The sequence below is a fragment of the Streptomyces sp. SAT1 genome (assembly GCF_001654495.1).
Lineage (GTDB): Bacteria > Actinomycetota > Actinomycetes > Streptomycetales > Streptomycetaceae > Streptomyces > Streptomyces andamanensis.
This window is the reverse complement of sequence record NZ_CP015849.1, coordinates 2528386-2542538: the sequence shown is the minus strand read 5'-3', so window position 1 is coordinate 2542538 and position 14153 is coordinate 2528386. Positions and strand designations below refer to the sequence as shown.

13 protein-coding genes are annotated in these 14153 nt (G+C 74.3%); 8 read left to right on the top strand and 5 right to left on the bottom strand.

From position 1 onward, the window contains the following. The first annotated feature begins 49 nt into the window (after nt 1–49). Both A8713_RS11035 and A8713_RS11030 read left to right on the top strand, forming a co-directional pair. A complete protein-coding gene (locus A8713_RS11035) occupies nt 50–439 on the top strand; it encodes a hypothetical protein (protein WP_064537429.1) in 390 nt (129 codons plus the stop codon). 119 nt (nt 440–558) lie between these two features. Further along, on the top strand, nt 559–1989 hold the full coding sequence (locus A8713_RS11030) for a S28 family serine protease (protein WP_064533262.1): 1431 nt from the start codon (nt 559–561) through the stop codon (nt 1987–1989). Between the two features lie 90 nt (nt 1990–2079). On the opposite strand, the gene A8713_RS11025 is transcribed toward A8713_RS11030, so the two are convergent. Together A8713_RS11025 and A8713_RS11020 are read right to left on the bottom strand one after the other, a co-directional pair. Further along, nucleotides 2080–3957: a glycoside hydrolase family 3 protein gene (locus A8713_RS11025; protein WP_107440617.1), complete on the bottom strand. Its 1878-nt coding sequence runs from the start codon at nt 3955–3957 to the stop codon at nt 2080–2082. A gap of 236 nt (nt 3958–4193) precedes the next feature. Beyond that, complete coding sequence (locus A8713_RS11020) at nt 4194–5117, bottom strand: LysR family transcriptional regulator (RefSeq protein ID WP_064533261.1); 924 nt, start codon at nt 5115–5117, stop codon at nt 4194–4196. 131 nt (nt 5118–5248) lie between these two features. Here A8713_RS11020 and A8713_RS11015 point away from each other — a divergent pair, with 131 nt between their 5' ends. Next, nucleotides 5249–6232, top strand: coding sequence for an EamA family transporter (locus A8713_RS11015; protein WP_064533260.1), 984 nt, complete (start codon nt 5249–5251; stop codon nt 6230–6232). Between the two features lie 140 nt (nt 6233–6372). Continuing rightward, nucleotides 6373–7050 carry a GNAT family N-acetyltransferase gene (locus A8713_RS11010; protein WP_064533259.1) on the top strand — a complete coding sequence of 226 codons (678 nt, stop codon included), beginning with the start codon at nt 6373–6375 and terminating at the stop codon, nt 7048–7050. A gap of 15 nt (nt 7051–7065) precedes the next feature. Here A8713_RS11010 and A8713_RS11005 read toward each other — a convergent pair whose 3' ends face one another. Together A8713_RS11005 and A8713_RS11000 are read right to left on the bottom strand one after the other, a co-directional pair. Beyond that, nucleotides 7066–7866 carry a sugar phosphate isomerase/epimerase family protein gene (locus tag A8713_RS11005; protein ID WP_064533258.1) on the bottom strand — a complete coding sequence of 267 codons (801 nt, stop codon included), beginning with the start codon at nt 7864–7866 and terminating at the stop codon, nt 7066–7068. 48 nt (nt 7867–7914) lie between these two features. Further along, entirely contained in the window at nt 7915–8529 is a 615-nt protein-coding gene (locus A8713_RS11000; RefSeq protein ID WP_064533257.1) for a dihydrofolate reductase family protein, read from the bottom strand. A gap of 440 nt (nt 8530–8969) precedes the next feature. On the opposite strand from A8713_RS11000, the gene A8713_RS33530 reads away from it, so the two are divergent. Further along, nucleotides 8970–9110, top strand: a complete 141-nt coding sequence (locus A8713_RS33530; RefSeq protein ID WP_159393082.1) for a hypothetical protein — start codon at nt 8970–8972, stop codon at nt 9108–9110. 190 nt (nt 9111–9300) lie between these two features. Here the strand turns inward: A8713_RS33530 and A8713_RS10995 are convergent, their stop codons facing one another. Then, nucleotides 9301–10356, bottom strand: coding sequence for a LacI family DNA-binding transcriptional regulator (locus A8713_RS10995; protein ID WP_064533256.1), 1056 nt, complete (start codon nt 10354–10356; stop codon nt 9301–9303). Nucleotides 10357–10864: 508 nt separating this feature from the next. Here A8713_RS10995 and A8713_RS10990 point away from each other — a divergent pair. Genes A8713_RS10990 through A8713_RS10980 form a run of 3 tightly spaced genes read left to right on the top strand, consistent with a single transcriptional unit; the run spans nt 10865 to nt 14039 of the window. Beyond that, a complete protein-coding gene (locus tag A8713_RS10990; protein ID WP_064533255.1) occupies nt 10865–12016 on the top strand; it encodes a Gfo/Idh/MocA family protein in 1152 nt (383 codons plus the stop codon). Further along, nucleotides 12013–13188 carry a dihydrodipicolinate synthase family protein gene (locus A8713_RS10985; protein ID WP_064533254.1) on the top strand — a complete coding sequence of 392 codons (1176 nt, stop codon included), beginning with the start codon at nt 12013–12015 and terminating at the stop codon, nt 13186–13188. The genes A8713_RS10990 and A8713_RS10985 overlap by 4 nt, the downstream gene beginning before the upstream one ends. Further along, nucleotides 13185–14039 (top strand): sugar phosphate isomerase/epimerase family protein, encoded by an 855-nt coding sequence (locus A8713_RS10980; RefSeq protein ID WP_064533253.1) that lies wholly within the window; start codon nt 13185–13187, stop codon nt 14037–14039. The genes A8713_RS10985 and A8713_RS10980 overlap by 4 nt, the downstream gene beginning before the upstream one ends. Nucleotides 14040–14153 lie beyond the last annotated feature (114 nt).

Genomic DNA, 14153 nt, shown 5'->3' with positions numbered 1-14153 from the left:
CGCGTACGCCGATGTGCCTGCCGTGAGGGACGTGAGGGGAGAGGTGACCGTGGACAGGGCTGTGCTGCGCCGGCGGCTGGCGCTGGGCCTGGCCGTGCTGACCGGATCGGGGCTGCTCTCGCTCGCCCTGCCCGGCGCCGCCCAGGCGGCCTCCGCCGCCTGCTCGGGGCGCCAGGTCAAGACGCTGTCGTTCGCCGCCGGGTCGGTGCGCGTCTACAGGAGCAACGGCTATGTGTGCGCGGTCACGGTCCCCGCCCGCCCCGGCCGGCCGCAGGCGATGTCGGTGAGCGTGCAGGCGCGCGGCAACCGCCCGGTCACCGACCGGGGCCGCTACTCCCAGCACGCGGGGCCGGTCACCGTGCACGCCGGCCACCGCTGCGTACGGGTCACCGGCGCGGTCGGGAAACGGTCGGTCAGCAGCGGCTGGATCCTGTGCTGAGGCGCTGAGCGGGACGGCGGCCCGCCCGCCGCGAGATGATCGATTCTCCGACTCCCCTGGTGCGCAACCGAGTTGCTCCGATAGCTTCCGGCGCACATCTGTCTCACAGGGGAGTGTGCATGCGCAAGGCGCTCAGATGGCTGCTGGCACTGGTGGTGCTCGTCGGCACCGTCAGCACGGCCGGGGCGGCCACCGCCGCCCAGCAGGGAGCCACCGGCACCGACATCAAGGACCGGCTGCTGTCCATACCGGGCATGAGCCTGATCGAGGAGAAGCCCTACACCGGCTATCGCTACTTCGTCCTGAACTACACCCAGCCGGTCGACCACCGGCACCCGTCCAAGGGCACCTTCCAGCAGCGGTTCACCCTGCTGCACAAGGGAGTCGACCGCCCGACGGTGTTCTACACCAGCGGCTACAACGTCTCCACCAACCCCAGCCGCAGTGAGCCGACCCGGATCACCGACGGCAACCAGGTCTCCCTGGAGTACCGTTTCTTCACCCCGTCCCGCCCGGCCCCGGCCGACTGGTCCAAGCTCGACATCTGGCAGGCCGCCAGCGACCAGCACCGCCTCTTCACGGCGCTGAAGAAGGTCTACTCGCGCAACTGGATCGCCACCGGCGGCTCCAAGGGCGGGATGACGGCGACCTACTACGAGCGCTTCTACCCGCGCGACATGGACGGCGTCGTCGCCTACGTGGCACCCAACGACGTCGTCAACGACGAGGACTCCGCCTACGACCGCTTCTTCGAGAAGGTCGGCACCAAGGAGTGCCGCGACCGCCTCGGCGCCGTCCAGCGCGAGGCCCTGGTGCGCCGCGAGCCGCTGGAGAAGAAGTACGCCCAGTACGCCGCCGACCACCACAACACCTTCACCACCATCGGCGGCCTGGACCGCGCCTACGAGGCCGTCGTCCTCGACTACGTGTGGGGCTTCTGGCAGTACAGCCTGCTGTCGGACTGCGACACCGTCCCGGCCGACGCCCGCCACGCCACCGACCAGCAGATCTGGGACTCGATCGACACCATCTCCGGCTTCTCCGCCTACACCGACCAGGGCCTGGAGACCTACACGCCGTACTACTACCAGGCGGGCACCCAGATGGGCGCGCCCACCATCCACTTCCCGCACATCGAGAAGAAGCTCATCCGCTACGGCTACCAGCCGCCGCGCAACTTCGTGCCGCGCTCCATCCCGATGCGCTTCCAGCCCTGGGTGATGCGCGACGTGGACAGCTGGGTGCGGCACAACGCCCGGCACATGCTGTTCGTCTACGGGCAGAACGACCCGTGGGGCTCGGAGCGATTCCGCCTCGGGCACGGCGCGCGTGACTCCTACGTGTTCACCGCGCCCGGCATGAACCACGGCGCCAACGTCGCGGGCCTGGTTCCCGACCAGCAGGCGCTGGCCACGGCCAGGATCCTGGACTGGGCGGGCGTGGCTCCCGCCGCGGTGAAGGACAACCCGTCGGCGGCGCGCCCGCTGGCCCGCCCGGACGCGAAGCTGGACGCCCGGGAGACGGAGCGCGAGCCCGCGCTCCGGCCGTGACCGGCATCCTGCCGCACAGCGCCCGCTGAGCGGCAGGCCGCGCCCGGAGCACCGGCTCCGGGCGCGGCCCACCGCCGCGCGGCCCGCGGATCAGTACGTCAGGCCGTACCCGACGGGGTACAGCACCCGCGCCGGGTCGTCCGCCCGCTGCACCGGCACCGGCAGCTTCCCGCGCGGCCGCACCCGCCCGGCGATCACCCGGGCCGCGGCGCGCACCTCCACGTCCGTCCAGGAGTACGCGGCCAGGAACGCCGGTACGGACGGGAACTGGGCGACGTCGTAGGGGTTGCGCACGGCCAGCGCGACCACCGGCCGGCCCGTCGCCATCAGCCGCTCCACCAGCGTGCGCTGGGAGCTGCCCGCCGTGACGTTGTACGTCGCCACCACCACCGCGTCCGCCTGCGCCGCCGCCGCGACCGCCTGGTCGATGACGGCCTGGGCCGGGGCGGTGCCGGTGGACAGGGCGGTGGCGGTGAAGCCCAGTTCGGTGAGGGCGGCGGCGAGCACCCCGGTCGGCGGGCCCGTGGTGCCCGACGGCGAGGCCGGGTCGGCGCCCACCACGAGGATCCTGCGGTGGCCGCGGCGCGAGAGCGGCAGCAGCCGGCCCTCGTTGACCAGCAGCGTCGTCGTCCGCTCGGCGATGCGGTCGGCCGCCGCCAGATGCTCGCGGGTGCCGACCCGGTGCGGCACCTGGCGCTCGGAGACGTACGGGCCGTCGAAGAGGCCGAGGCGGTTCTTCATCCGCAGAATGCGCAGGATCGATGCGTCGAGCCGGGCCTCGGTCAGCTCGCCGCCGCGCACCGCGTCCAGCACCGCGTGCCAGGCGACGTCCAGGTCCGGCGGGTTGAGCAACTGGTCCACGCCCGCCTTCAGCGCGAGCACCGGCACCCGGTCGTCGCCGTACTTGGTGCGCACCCCCTCCATGCCGAGCGAGTCGGTGATCACCACCCCGTCGTAGCCCAGTTCGCCGCGCAGGATGCCGGTGAGGATCGGCTGCGACAGCGTGGCCGGGTCGCCGGAGTCGTCGAGCGCCGGGAACTGGATGTGCGCCGTCATCACCGAGTCGATCCCGGCCCTGATCGCGGCCCGGAACGGCACCGCGTCCAGCTTCTCCCACACCTCCCGGCTGTGCGTGATGACCGGGAAGCCGTAGTGGCTGTCCACGGCGGTGTCGCCGTGCCCGGGGAAGTGCTTGGCGGTCGCCGCGACCCGCGCGCCCTGATAGCCCTTCACCTCGGCGGCCACCAGCCGCGCCACGGCGTCCGGGTCGGCGCCGAAGGACCGTACGCCGATGACCGGGTTGGCCGGGTTGACGTTCACGTCGGCGTCGGGGGAGTAGTCCTGGTTGATGCCCATGGCGCGCAGCTCGGTGCCGGAGAGCCGGCCCAGTGTGCGGGCGTCGGCGGTGGAGCCGGAGGCGCCGACGGCCATGGCGCCGGGGAAGAGCGTGGCGGGCCTGCCGACCCGGCATACGATGCCGTGCTCCTGGTCGGTGGCGACCAGGACGGGCAGCCCGCGCGGCTGCCGGAGCGAGGCCCGCTGGATGCCGTTGGACAGGGCGGCGATCTGCCGCGGGTCGCGGGTGTTGTGGGCCCAGGTGAAGTAGATGATGCCGCCGACGCGGTACTTCGCGATCAGCTCGGCTGCGGTGCGGACGCCGATCTCGCCGAGGTTGGCGTCGATGTCGGCCTGGTCGGGGTCGGTGGCGGAGTGGCCGTAGACCCGCATCACGAAGAGCTGGCCGACCTTCTCCTCCAGGCTCATCCGCGCGACGAGGGCGCGCAGCCGGCGGTCGTCGTGCGGGGCGGCGGCCTGAGCGGTGCCGGTGGCGCCCACGGCGAGGCCGGCGGTGAGCGTGGCGGTGGCGGCGAGGACGGCGCGTCTGGAGGGGGAGGGACCGGAGGTGCCGGAGAGATCGGAGGTGCCGGAGCGATCGGAGGGGGAGGAGGGGCGTGTGGTGTCGTGCACGTGCGCTCCTTCCGGAGGGGTTCCACTGAAGGAAACTTCCGAGGGATCACCAATATCCGGGAAGTTTCTGCCAGTCAAGGGAGCGCACGGACCCGGGCGGTGGGGCGGCCGGGCCCGGAGGACGGGCGGACGCGGGCCCGGACGGCGGGGCGCACGGGCCCGGGGAGGACGGGGGACGCGAGCCCGGAGGGCGGGGCGCACGGCCCCGGACGGCGGGGCGCACGGGGCCGGAGGGCTCAGACGGCCCGTGGCGTGTGCGCCGACACCGCCGGCCAGTGCTCCCGCAGGGTGCGGACGGTCTCCGCGATGGCCGGCCGCCGGGCCGCCCCCGCGCGCCACAGCGCGTACAGATGCCGTACGGGCACGGGGTCGAGCGCCACCTCGACGACCCCCGCCGGCAGCGGCCCCCGGCCCAGCCGCGGGATCAGCGCCACCCCGAGGCCCGCGGCGACCAACGCGACCAGCGTCGGGTTCTCGTCGGCCTGGTGGACGACGTCCGGCTCGTGCCCGGCGGCGCGCAGCGTGCGCAGCAGCCAGTCGTGGCAGACCCGGCCCGGCGGCTGGCAGATCCACCGCTCCCCGCCCAGCTCCGCGCGCCGCACCGCGCTCCGCCCCGCGAACGGATGCCCGGCCGGCACCAGCAGATCGCACACGTCGTCCCCGACGGCCGCCTGCTCCACCCCGGCAGGCGCGGGCAGCGGCGCGATGTCCCAGTCGTGCGCCACGGCCAGGTCCACGGCACCCTTGGCGACCAGATCCACCGACAGATGCGGGTCGACCTCGCTGAGCCGGGCGTCCAGCGCGGGGTGCCGCCGCGCCAGGTCGGCGAGCACGCCCGGCAGCAGCCCGCGCGCCGCCGAGGCGAACGCCGCGATGGCCAGCCGCCCGGACGGCACCCCGCGCCGCTCCTCCAGCTCGGTCTCCGCCCGCTCCACGATCGCCAGCAACTCCCGCGCGGCCGCAACCAGTTGGTGCGCCTCGTCGGTGAGCCGCACCCCGCGCCCCTCGCGCTCCAGGAGGACGGTCCTGGTCTCCCGCTCCAGCTTGGCGATCTGCTGGGACACCGCCGAGGAGGTGTAGCCGAGCGCGGTGGCCGCCGCCCCCACCGTCCCGTGCACGGACACGGCGTGCAGGGCGCGCAGGCGCTGGAGATCGAGCACGGTTCCTCCCACAGGACGGCGCGGCCGGCCGCCGCCCCGCGGGCGACGCTCCGACCGGTTAGCGTTGCTGCATCCAACAGTGCAGCAATCATCGCTGGTGCTACACGGTCCGGGCGAGTGATCCTCGACGCATGCGACCACCCCACGTCCTCCTCGCCGTCCTCGTCGCCGCCGCCTGGGGCGTCAACTTCACCGTCATCGAGGTCGGCCTCGGCCACTTCCCGCCGCTGCTGTTCTCGGCCCTGCGCTTCCTGGCCGCGGCGCTGCCCGCCGTCTTCCTGGTGGGCCGGCCCAAGGTGGCCTGGAAGTGGATCGTGGGCGTGGGGCTGGTGCTCGGCGTCGCCAAGTTCGGTCTGCTGTTCGTCGGCATGGACCACGGGATGCCCGCCGGGCTGTCCTCCCTGGTGCTCCAGATCCAGGCGGTGTTCACCGCCCTGTTCGCCTTCGCCGCCCTCGGCGAGCGCCCCACCCGGCTGCGGCTGGCCGGCATGGGCGTGGCGCTCGCCGGGATCGCCGTCGCCGCCGTGGACGAGGGCACCACGGGACCGCTGGGCGCCTTCGTCCTGGTCGTCGTCGCCGCGGCCTGCTGGGGCGTCTCCAACGTCCTCACCCGCAAGGCGGCCCCGCCGGACTCCCTGAACTTCATGGTCTGGGTGAGCACCGTCCCGGTCCTGCCGCTGCTCGGCCTCTCCCTGCTGACCGAGGGCCCCTCCCAGGACCTCGCCGCCCTGCGCGGCCTGGACTGGCAGGGCGCGGGCACGGTCCTCTACGTCGCCTGGGTCACCACCGTGTTCGGCTTCGGCGCCTGGGGCTGGCTGCTGCGCCGCCACCCCGCCTCCACCGTCGCCCCGTTCTCCCTGCTGGTCCCGGTCTTCGGCATGTCGGCGGCGGCCCTCTTCCTGGGCGAGTCCGTCACCCCCCTGCGCTGGTGCGCTGCGGCCCTGCTGGTGGGCGGCGTGGCACTGACGTCGCTCGCACCGGGGAGGAGGGGCGGCGGCGCGGAGGCGCGTACGGAGAGCGCGGGGGGCGCCCAGGCGGACGTTCCCGCACAGACGGCTGCGGGCGCCCCCGCGCCGGACGGGGCCACGGTCCCTGTCGCCTCGCCGCGGGTCTGACCCGCCCCGGCGAAGCCCGCCGGGCAGGAGCGGCCGGGCAACGACGACGACCGGGCAACGACGGTCGGGCAAGAGCCGCCGACGCGCCCACCGGCCGAAACACGGTCGACGCCACCGGACCCGTACGCCACACTCCAGGCGTGACGATCACTCTGACCGGCCCGGTCCTGGAGGGCACCCTCGTACGCCTGGAACCGCTGGGGCAGCGGCACGCCGCCGACCTCGCGGTGGCGGCGGAGGAGGACCGCGGCACCTACGCGTACACCTGGGTGCCCCGGGCGGAGGAGACCGCGGCCTACATCGACGGGCAGCTCGCCCGCGCGGCCACCGGCCGCCTCGCGCCCTACGCGCAGATCTCCCTGGCCACCGGGCGCGCGGTCGGCGCCACCTCCTTCTGGGAGCCGCGCTGCTGGCGGGACGAGGACCGCCTCGACGCCGTCGAGGTCGGCTTCACCTGGCTCGCCCGCTCCGCGCAGGGCACCGGCATCAACGCCGAGGCCAAGTACCTGCTCTTCCGGCACGCCTTCGAGGTGTGGCGGGTGGCCCGGGTCGACCTGAAGACCGACGCCCGCAACAGCCGCTCCCGCGCCGCGATCGAGAGCGTCGGGGCGCGCTTCGAGGGCGTCCTGCGCAACTGGTCCCGCTCCTCGGTGCCCGGTGAGGAGGGCCGGCTGCGCGACTCGGCGATCTTCTCGATCACGGCCGAGGAATGGCCCGAGCGGCGCGCGGCCCTGGAGGCCCGGGTACGGCGGGCGGCGGAACGGGCGGCCCGCACGGACCGGGACCAGGACCGGAGCGGGACCAGGACGGGAGCGTGAACCGGCCCGAGCCCGCTACGCCGACGCGCTGAGCAGCCGGTCCAGGTACTCCCGTCCCGCCCCGAGCAGTCCGGGCAGCGGCGCCGCCGCCTCGTACCACCGCTTCTCGTACTCCCAGCACAGCCAGCCGTCCCAGCCGGCGCCGGCCAGCGCCGCCACGCACCCGGCGAGCGGCAGCACGCCCGCGCCCAGCGGCAGCGGTGTGGTGTCCTCGGCCGACGCGATGTCCTTGACCTGCACGTATCCGAGGTGCGGGGCGAGCGCCGCGTAGGTCTGCGCCGGCTGCTCACCACCGAGCCAGGTGTGCATCACGTCCCACAGCGCGCCCACCTGCCGGTGCCCGACCGGGCCGAGGACGCGGATCGCGTCGGCGCCGGTGCGGTGCGAGTCGTGGGTCTCCAGCAGGATGCGGACGCCGAGGGCGGCGGCGTCCTCGGCGGCGGCGCCCAGCCGCCGGGCCGCGACGGCGTCGGACTCCTCGGGCGGCAGCGCGGTGTCGGCACCCGGGAAGACCCGCACCGCGCCCGCGCCCAGGTCGTGCGCCAGCCGCAGCAGGGCGCGGATCTCGTCCAGCACGGGAGCGTCGTCGCCGGGTGCGGCGACCCGCGCGTATCCGGCCACGGCCAGTACCTCCACCCCGGCCGCCGCGAACTGGGCGGCCGTCTCCGCCCGCCGGGCCGGGGAGAGGCCGGTGTGCACCGGTTCCTCGGGGTGGGCGCGCAGTTCGACGCCGTCGTAGCCGTGAGTGGCCGCGAGCGCGAGGACCTCCGGGACGGGCAGGCCGGGGACACCGAGAGTGGAGAACGCGAGCTTCATGACCCGGACCCTACGCGCCGCCGCGGGCGCCCGTACCGATTCCGCCGGTCAGGCGGGCGACCCGGCGGCCTGCCGCACGGGCCGGAACACATTGAGCTGCGCGCCGGTCCTCGCGGTGGCCGACGACACCAGTTCCCAGGTCCGCAGCACCCCGTCCACGGGGAAGGGCGACTTGCCGCCGCCCAGCAGCACCGGCATCACGGCGAGCCGCAGTTCGTCCACCAGGTCCGCGGCCAGGAGCGCCCGCACCAGGGTGGGGCTGCCCATCATCGCCAGCTCCCCGGCGCCGCCGGACGCCCGCAGCTCGCGCACCTTCCCCAGCGCCTCGGCGCCCGGGACGCGTACGGTGTTCTCCCAGGTCAGCGCGGAGTCGTCGAGGGTGTCGGACACGACGTACTTGCGCAGCGAGTTGAGCCGGTCGGCGAACGGGTCCCCGGCCCGCTCGGGCCAGGCCGCGGCCATCGTGAGATAGGTACGGCGCCCGTACAGCAGCGCCTCCGCCCGCTCAAGTCCGGCCGCGAACGCCCCGCCCAGCACCTCCGGATCGAAGAACGGATGCGACCACCCGCCGTGCGCGAACCCCCCGTCGGTGTCCTCCCGCGGCCCTCCGGGCGCCTGCACGACCCCGTCGAGGCTGATGAACTCGGTGACGACGACACGCATGGGATGCCTCCCGCTCTCTGTCCGTTCGGTACACAGGACAGACCGGGGCCGGTGCCGGAACTCATCGGCCGGTGCGCGGAACCGGGCGTGTTCTCCTCTGTGGAGTACATGACACCGCACTAGGCTGACGCGCGATCAAGCGCCGGTTGACCACCGGCCCGCGAACCACCGGCGGCAGAGCCGGAACGGTTCAGCGAACCATACGGAGGGACTTTGATGAACCGCCTCAAGCGCGTACTCGCGGCAAGCGCCGCATCCATCACGCTCGCGACCGGACTGCTGGGTGCCGGAGCGGGCTCGGCGTCCGCGGCGTCGGAGGACTGCCCCGTGGGGGCCATGTGCGTCTACGCGGAGGGCGTGAACGGGGTGAGCGGCAAGCCGACCGACATCTTCTGGACCCGGGGGTCCACAAGATACACAACAAGTACAACTACCACTGGGTGTACAACAACCAGACCGACGGCTGGACCGCGAGCCTGTGCAGGGGCGCCGACGGCACGGGATGCGACGTCCCCGTCCAGGCCGGCTACCTGCGGTGGACGGACCTCACCCCGATCAACACGATCGTCCTCCGGCCGTAACCCACGCACCTCGCACGAACAGGCCCCGCCTGTGCCCGGGTCCGGCTCCGGCGAGCCCGGACCCGGGCACGGGCGGCCGGGCTGTCACGAGGGGCGCGCCGGACCGCCCGCGGGCCGTGACCGTCGCGATGAGGAGCCACCCCGGCACGAGCCACCCCGGCACGGTGCGGGTGCCGGGCGGCCCGGCACGTCACCCCCGCTGTTTCCGGGGCACCCCCGTCGACCCCCGCACCATCAGTTCCCCGTGCACCGTGGCGATCCCGCCCGGTGGCGGCTCCTCGCGGGCCATGGCTATCCGGCCGGCGCGGGCGCCCGCCTCGGCGAGGGGGAGGCGGACGGTGGTGAGGGAGGGCACCGCGTCCATGCTGAAGGGCAGGTCGTCGAAGCCCGCGACGGAGACGTCCTGCGGGATGCGCAGCCCGGACTCGCGCAGGGCCGCGCAGGCGCCCAGGGCGACGGAGTCGTTGGCGGCGACGATCGCGGTGAGCGAGGGCTCGCGGCGCAGCAGTTCCAGCGCGGCCTCGTGGCCGGAGCGGCGGTCGAAGCGGCCGTGCACGGTGAGCGCGGGGTCGTCGTCGAGGCCGGCCGCCGCCAGGGCCTCGCGGTGGCCCTCCAGGCGGTGGCGGGTGGTGGTGCGCTCGCGCGGACCCGCGATGTAGCCGAGCCGCCGGTGGCCCAGACCGGTCAGATGCCCGGTCAGCCGCCGCGCGCTCCCGCGGTTGTCGAAGGCCAGCGTGACGGCCCCGGTGTCCGGCACGGGCGGCCGTCCGCACAGCACCACCCGGGTGCCGGCCTCCGCGAGCCGGCGCAGCTTCGCCGCGACCGCCGCCGCGTGCGGCGCGTCCTCCACGGCGCCGCCGGTGAGCACGACCGCGGCGGCCCGCTGCCGCTGGAGCAGTGTCAGGTAGGTGAGTTCGCGCTCGGGCGAGCCGCCGGTGTTGCAGACCACCGCCAGCCGTTCGCCGCCGGCCCGGCCGCCCGGACCGCCGATCTCCGACTGGATCGCGCTCGCCATGATCCCGAAGAACGGGTCGGCGATGTCGTTGACCAGGATGCCGACCAGGTCGGAGGTGGCGGCGGCGAGGGCGCTCGCGGGGCCGTTGAGCACGTAGTCCAGCTCGTCGACCGCCTTCAGGACCCGTTCCCGGGTGGCCGCGGCGACGGGGTAGTTGCCGTTCAGCACGCGCGACACCGTCGCGGGCGAGACCTGGGCGCGGGCCGCCACGTCCGCCAGGGTCACCGTCATCTCGTCGTCCTCCGGTCGCGCAGCTCGTCGTCGTGAGTGATCACACCACCGCCGTACGGCCGGTGCCGGCCGCGGTGTCGTGCCGACCTTACGGCCCCCGGGGACGTCCGCGTCCGCCCGCTCGGACAACAGGCGCTGCCCGCAGGGTACGAGGGCCCCTGCCCGTGGGGTACGACGGGTGATGCCCGCAGGGCGCGGCGGCTCCTGCCCACCCGGACCAGGGGGTCCCGCCGGGCCGGACCACCGGAACCCCGCAGCGGACCCCACCGAGACCCGACCGCACCGGACCACCACTCCACCGCACGGGACCACCCCACCCCACCGGATCCCCCACCGCCCCCGCCCGCACCACCCGCGCCACCGAATCCGCCTGCCTGCCCGCCCGACACGTTCCGTGCCCGCCCTTGTCTGCGGCGCCGTCCAGAGGCTAGCTTCTCCTCGGATAGAAAGCGCTTGCTGTCCAGGGGGCCGCAGGCGCGGTACGCCGTACGAAGGGACGGGCACTGACGTGACACGCAAGACGGTGCGGATCGCCATGAACGGCGTGACCGGGCGCATGGGCCACCGCCAGCACCTGGTCCGCTCGATCCTCGCGCTGCGCGAACAGGGCGGCCTCGACCTCGGCGACGGCACCGTGCTGTGGCCGGAACCGGTCCTGGTCGGCCGCCGCGAGCACGCGCTGAAGGCGCTTGCCGAGCAGCACGGCCTGGAGCACTTCTCCACCGACCTGGACGCCGTCCTCGCCGACCCGGCCGTGGACATCTACTTCGACGCCCAGGTCACCTCCGCCCGCGAGGAGGCGCTGCGCAAGGCGATCGCCGCGGGCAAGCACATCTACACCGAGAAGCCCACCGCCACCGGTCTCGACGGCGCCCTGGAACTGGCCCGGCTCGCCGAGGCGGCGGGCATCCGGCACGGCGTCGTGCAGGACAAGATCTTCCTGCCGGGCCTGCTCAAGCTGAAGCGCCTGATCGACGGCGGCTTCTTCGGCCGCGTCCTGTCCGTGCGCGGCGAGTTCGGCTACTGGGTCTTCGAGGGCGACTGGCAGGAGGCCCAGCGCCCCTCCTGGAACTACCGCACCGAGGACGGCGGCGGCATCGTCACCGACATGTTCCCGCACTGGGAGTACGTGCTGCACGAGCTGTTCGGCCGGGTCACCTCCGTGCAGGCGCTCACCGCCACCCACGTCCCGCGGCGCTGGGACGAACAGGGCAAGCCCTATGACGCCACCGCCGACGACGCCGCCTACGGGATCTTCGAGCTGGAGGGCGGTGCCGTCGCCCAGATCAACTCCTCCTGGGCGGTGCGCGTGCACCGCGACGAACTCGTCGAGTTCCAGGTCGACGGCACCGAGGGCTCGGCCGTCGCGGGCCTGCGCCGCTGCCGCGTCCAGCACCGCTCCGCCACCCCCAAGCCGGTCTGGAACCCCGACGTCCCCGCCACCGAGGACTTCCGCGGCCAGTGGCAGGAGGTGCCCGACAACACCGTGTTCGACAACGGCTTCAAGGCCCAGTGGGAGCTGTTCCTCCGGCACGTCTACGCCGACGCCCCCTACCACTGGGACCTGCTGGCCGGCGCCCGCGGCGTCCAGCTCGCCGAACTGGGCCTGCGCTCCGCCGCCGAGGGCCGCCGCCTCGACGTACCGGAGGTCGCGCTGTGACCCTGTACCTCCCCGACGCGCACGGCGGCCTGCGCGCCCACGAACCGCGCACCGAGCCCCTGCCCGCGGTCCGCTCCGGCCCGGGAAGCGCTTTCACCTCCCGTACGGTCTTCTCGGCCGCGCACGTCGTCGCCGATCCGTACGCCGACACCGCCCCCGGCTCGCCCGCCGCCGTCGACTGGGACGCCACCCTCGCCTTCCGCCGCCACCTGTGGTCCCACGGGCTCGGCGTCGCCGAGGCGATGGACACCGCCCAGCGCGGCATGGGCCTGGACTGGTCCACGGCGGCCGAACTGATCCGTCGCTCCGCCGCCGAGGCGAAGGCGACCGGCGGCCGCATCGCCTGCGGCGTCGGCACGGACCAGCTGACCGCCACGACCACCACGACCGCCACCCTCGCCGAGGTCCGGGCCGCCTACGAGGAACAGCTCGCCGTCGTCGAGGAGTCGGGCGCCCAGGCCGTCCTGATGGCCTCGCGCGCCCTCGCCGCCACGGCCCAGGGCCCGGACGACTACCTGGAGGTCTACGGCCACCTGCTGCGCCAGGCCGCCGAACCGGTCGTCCTGCACTGGCTCGGCCCCATGTTCGACCCGGCGCTGGAGGGCTACTGGGGCTCGTCGGACCTGGACACGGCGACCGGCACCTTCCTGGAGGTCATCGCCGCCCACCCCGACAAGGTCGACGGCATCAAGGTCTCCCTGCTGGACGCGCAGCGGGAGATCGACCTGCGCCGTCGCCTCCCGCAGCGCGTGCGCTGCTACACCGGCGACGACTTCCACTACCCGGAGCTGATCGCGGGCGACGAACAGGGCTTCAGCCACGCCCTGCTGGGCATCTTCGACCCGCTGGGCCCGCTGGCCGCCGAGGCGGTACGCGTCCTGGACACCGGCGACACGGCGGGCTTCCGCGCCCTGCTGGACCCCACGGTGGCCCTCTCCCGGCACCTGTTCGAGACCCCCACCCGCTACTACAAGACCGGGGTCGTCCTGCTCGCCTGGCTGGCCGGGCACCAGAGCCACTTCACCATGGTCGGCGGCCTCCAGTCGGCCCGCTCCCTGCCGCACCTGGCCCGCGCCTACGAACTCGCCGACCGGCTCGGCCTCTTCCCCGACCCGGGGCTCGCCGAGGACCGTATGCGCACCCTGCTCTCCCTGTACGGAGTGACCTCATGAACCCCGCCCTGGGCCTGGACCGCTTCTCCGTCAACCAGATGACGGTCCGCGGGCTCTCCCTGCCCGAACTCACCGACGCCTGCGCCCGGCTGGGCGTGCCCGGCGTCGGCCTGTGGCGCGAACCGGTGCGCGAGTACGGCGTGGAGGCCGCCGCCAAGCTGGTCCGGGACGCCGGGCTGACCGTCACCACCCTGTGCCGGGGCGGCTTCCTGACCGCGACCGACCCCGTCGAGCGGGCCGGGGCGCTGGCCGACAACCACGCCGCGATCGACGAGGCCGCCGCGCTCGGCACCGACACCCTGGTCCTGGTCTCCGGCGGCCTGCCCGCCGGGGACCGGGACCTGCACGGCGCCCGCGAGCGCGTCGCCGACGCCCTCGCCGTCCTCGGCCCCTACGCGGCCGAACGCGGCGTACGCCTCGCCGTCGAGCCGCTGCACCCCATGTTCGCCGCCGACCGCTGCGTGGTCTCCACCCTCGCCCAGGCCCTGGACCTCGCCGAACGCTTCCCCGCCGGGCAGGTCGGCGTCGCCGTGGACACGTACCACATCTGGTGGGACGACCGGGCGCCCGAGCAGATCGCGCGCGCGGGCGCGGGCGGCCGTATCCACACCTTCCAGCTCGCCGACTGGACCACCCCGCTGCCCGCGGGCGTCCTCAACGGGCGCGGGCAGCTCGGCGACGGCTCCGTCGACCTGCGCGCCTGGAAGCGGCGCGTCGAGGCGGCCGGCTACACCGGCTTCATCGAGGTCGAACTCTTCAACGAGGAGCTGTGGGCGCGCGACGGCCGCGAGGTACTGGCGGAGACGGCGGCGCGGTTCACGGAACACGTGATGCGCGGCAGCGCGTCCTGACGCCGGCCCCGGCCCCGGCCCCGTCCGGGCCGCGGAAAAAATAATCACGCGCGGATGCAACCCTTCCGGCCCGAGGCGTGTCGTATCTCTCGTCGGAACCCCCGGAGGGGGCCC

Excerpts from the sequence above, each read along its gene's own strand:
- A8713_RS10995 (WP_064533256.1), bottom strand. The coding sequence starts at position 10,356 with ATGACGGTGACCCTGGCGGACGTGGCGGCCCGCGCCCAGGTCTCGCCC.
- A8713_RS11015 (WP_064533260.1), top strand. The coding sequence starts at position 5,249 with ATGCGACCACCCCACGTCCTCCTCGCCGTCCTCGTCGCCGCCGCCTGG.
- A8713_RS11030 (WP_064533262.1), top strand. The coding sequence starts at position 559 with ATGCGCAAGGCGCTCAGATGGCTGCTGGCACTGGTGGTGCTCGTCGGC.
- A8713_RS11000 (WP_064533257.1), bottom strand. The coding sequence starts at position 8,529 with ATGCGTGTCGTCGTCACCGAGTTCATCAGCCTCGACGGGGTCGTGCAG.
- A8713_RS10980 (WP_064533253.1), top strand. The coding sequence starts at position 13,185 with ATGAACCCCGCCCTGGGCCTGGACCGCTTCTCCGTCAACCAGATGACG.
- A8713_RS11005 (WP_064533258.1), bottom strand. The coding sequence starts at position 7,866 with ATGAAGCTCGCGTTCTCCACTCTCGGTGTCCCCGGCCTGCCCGTCCCG.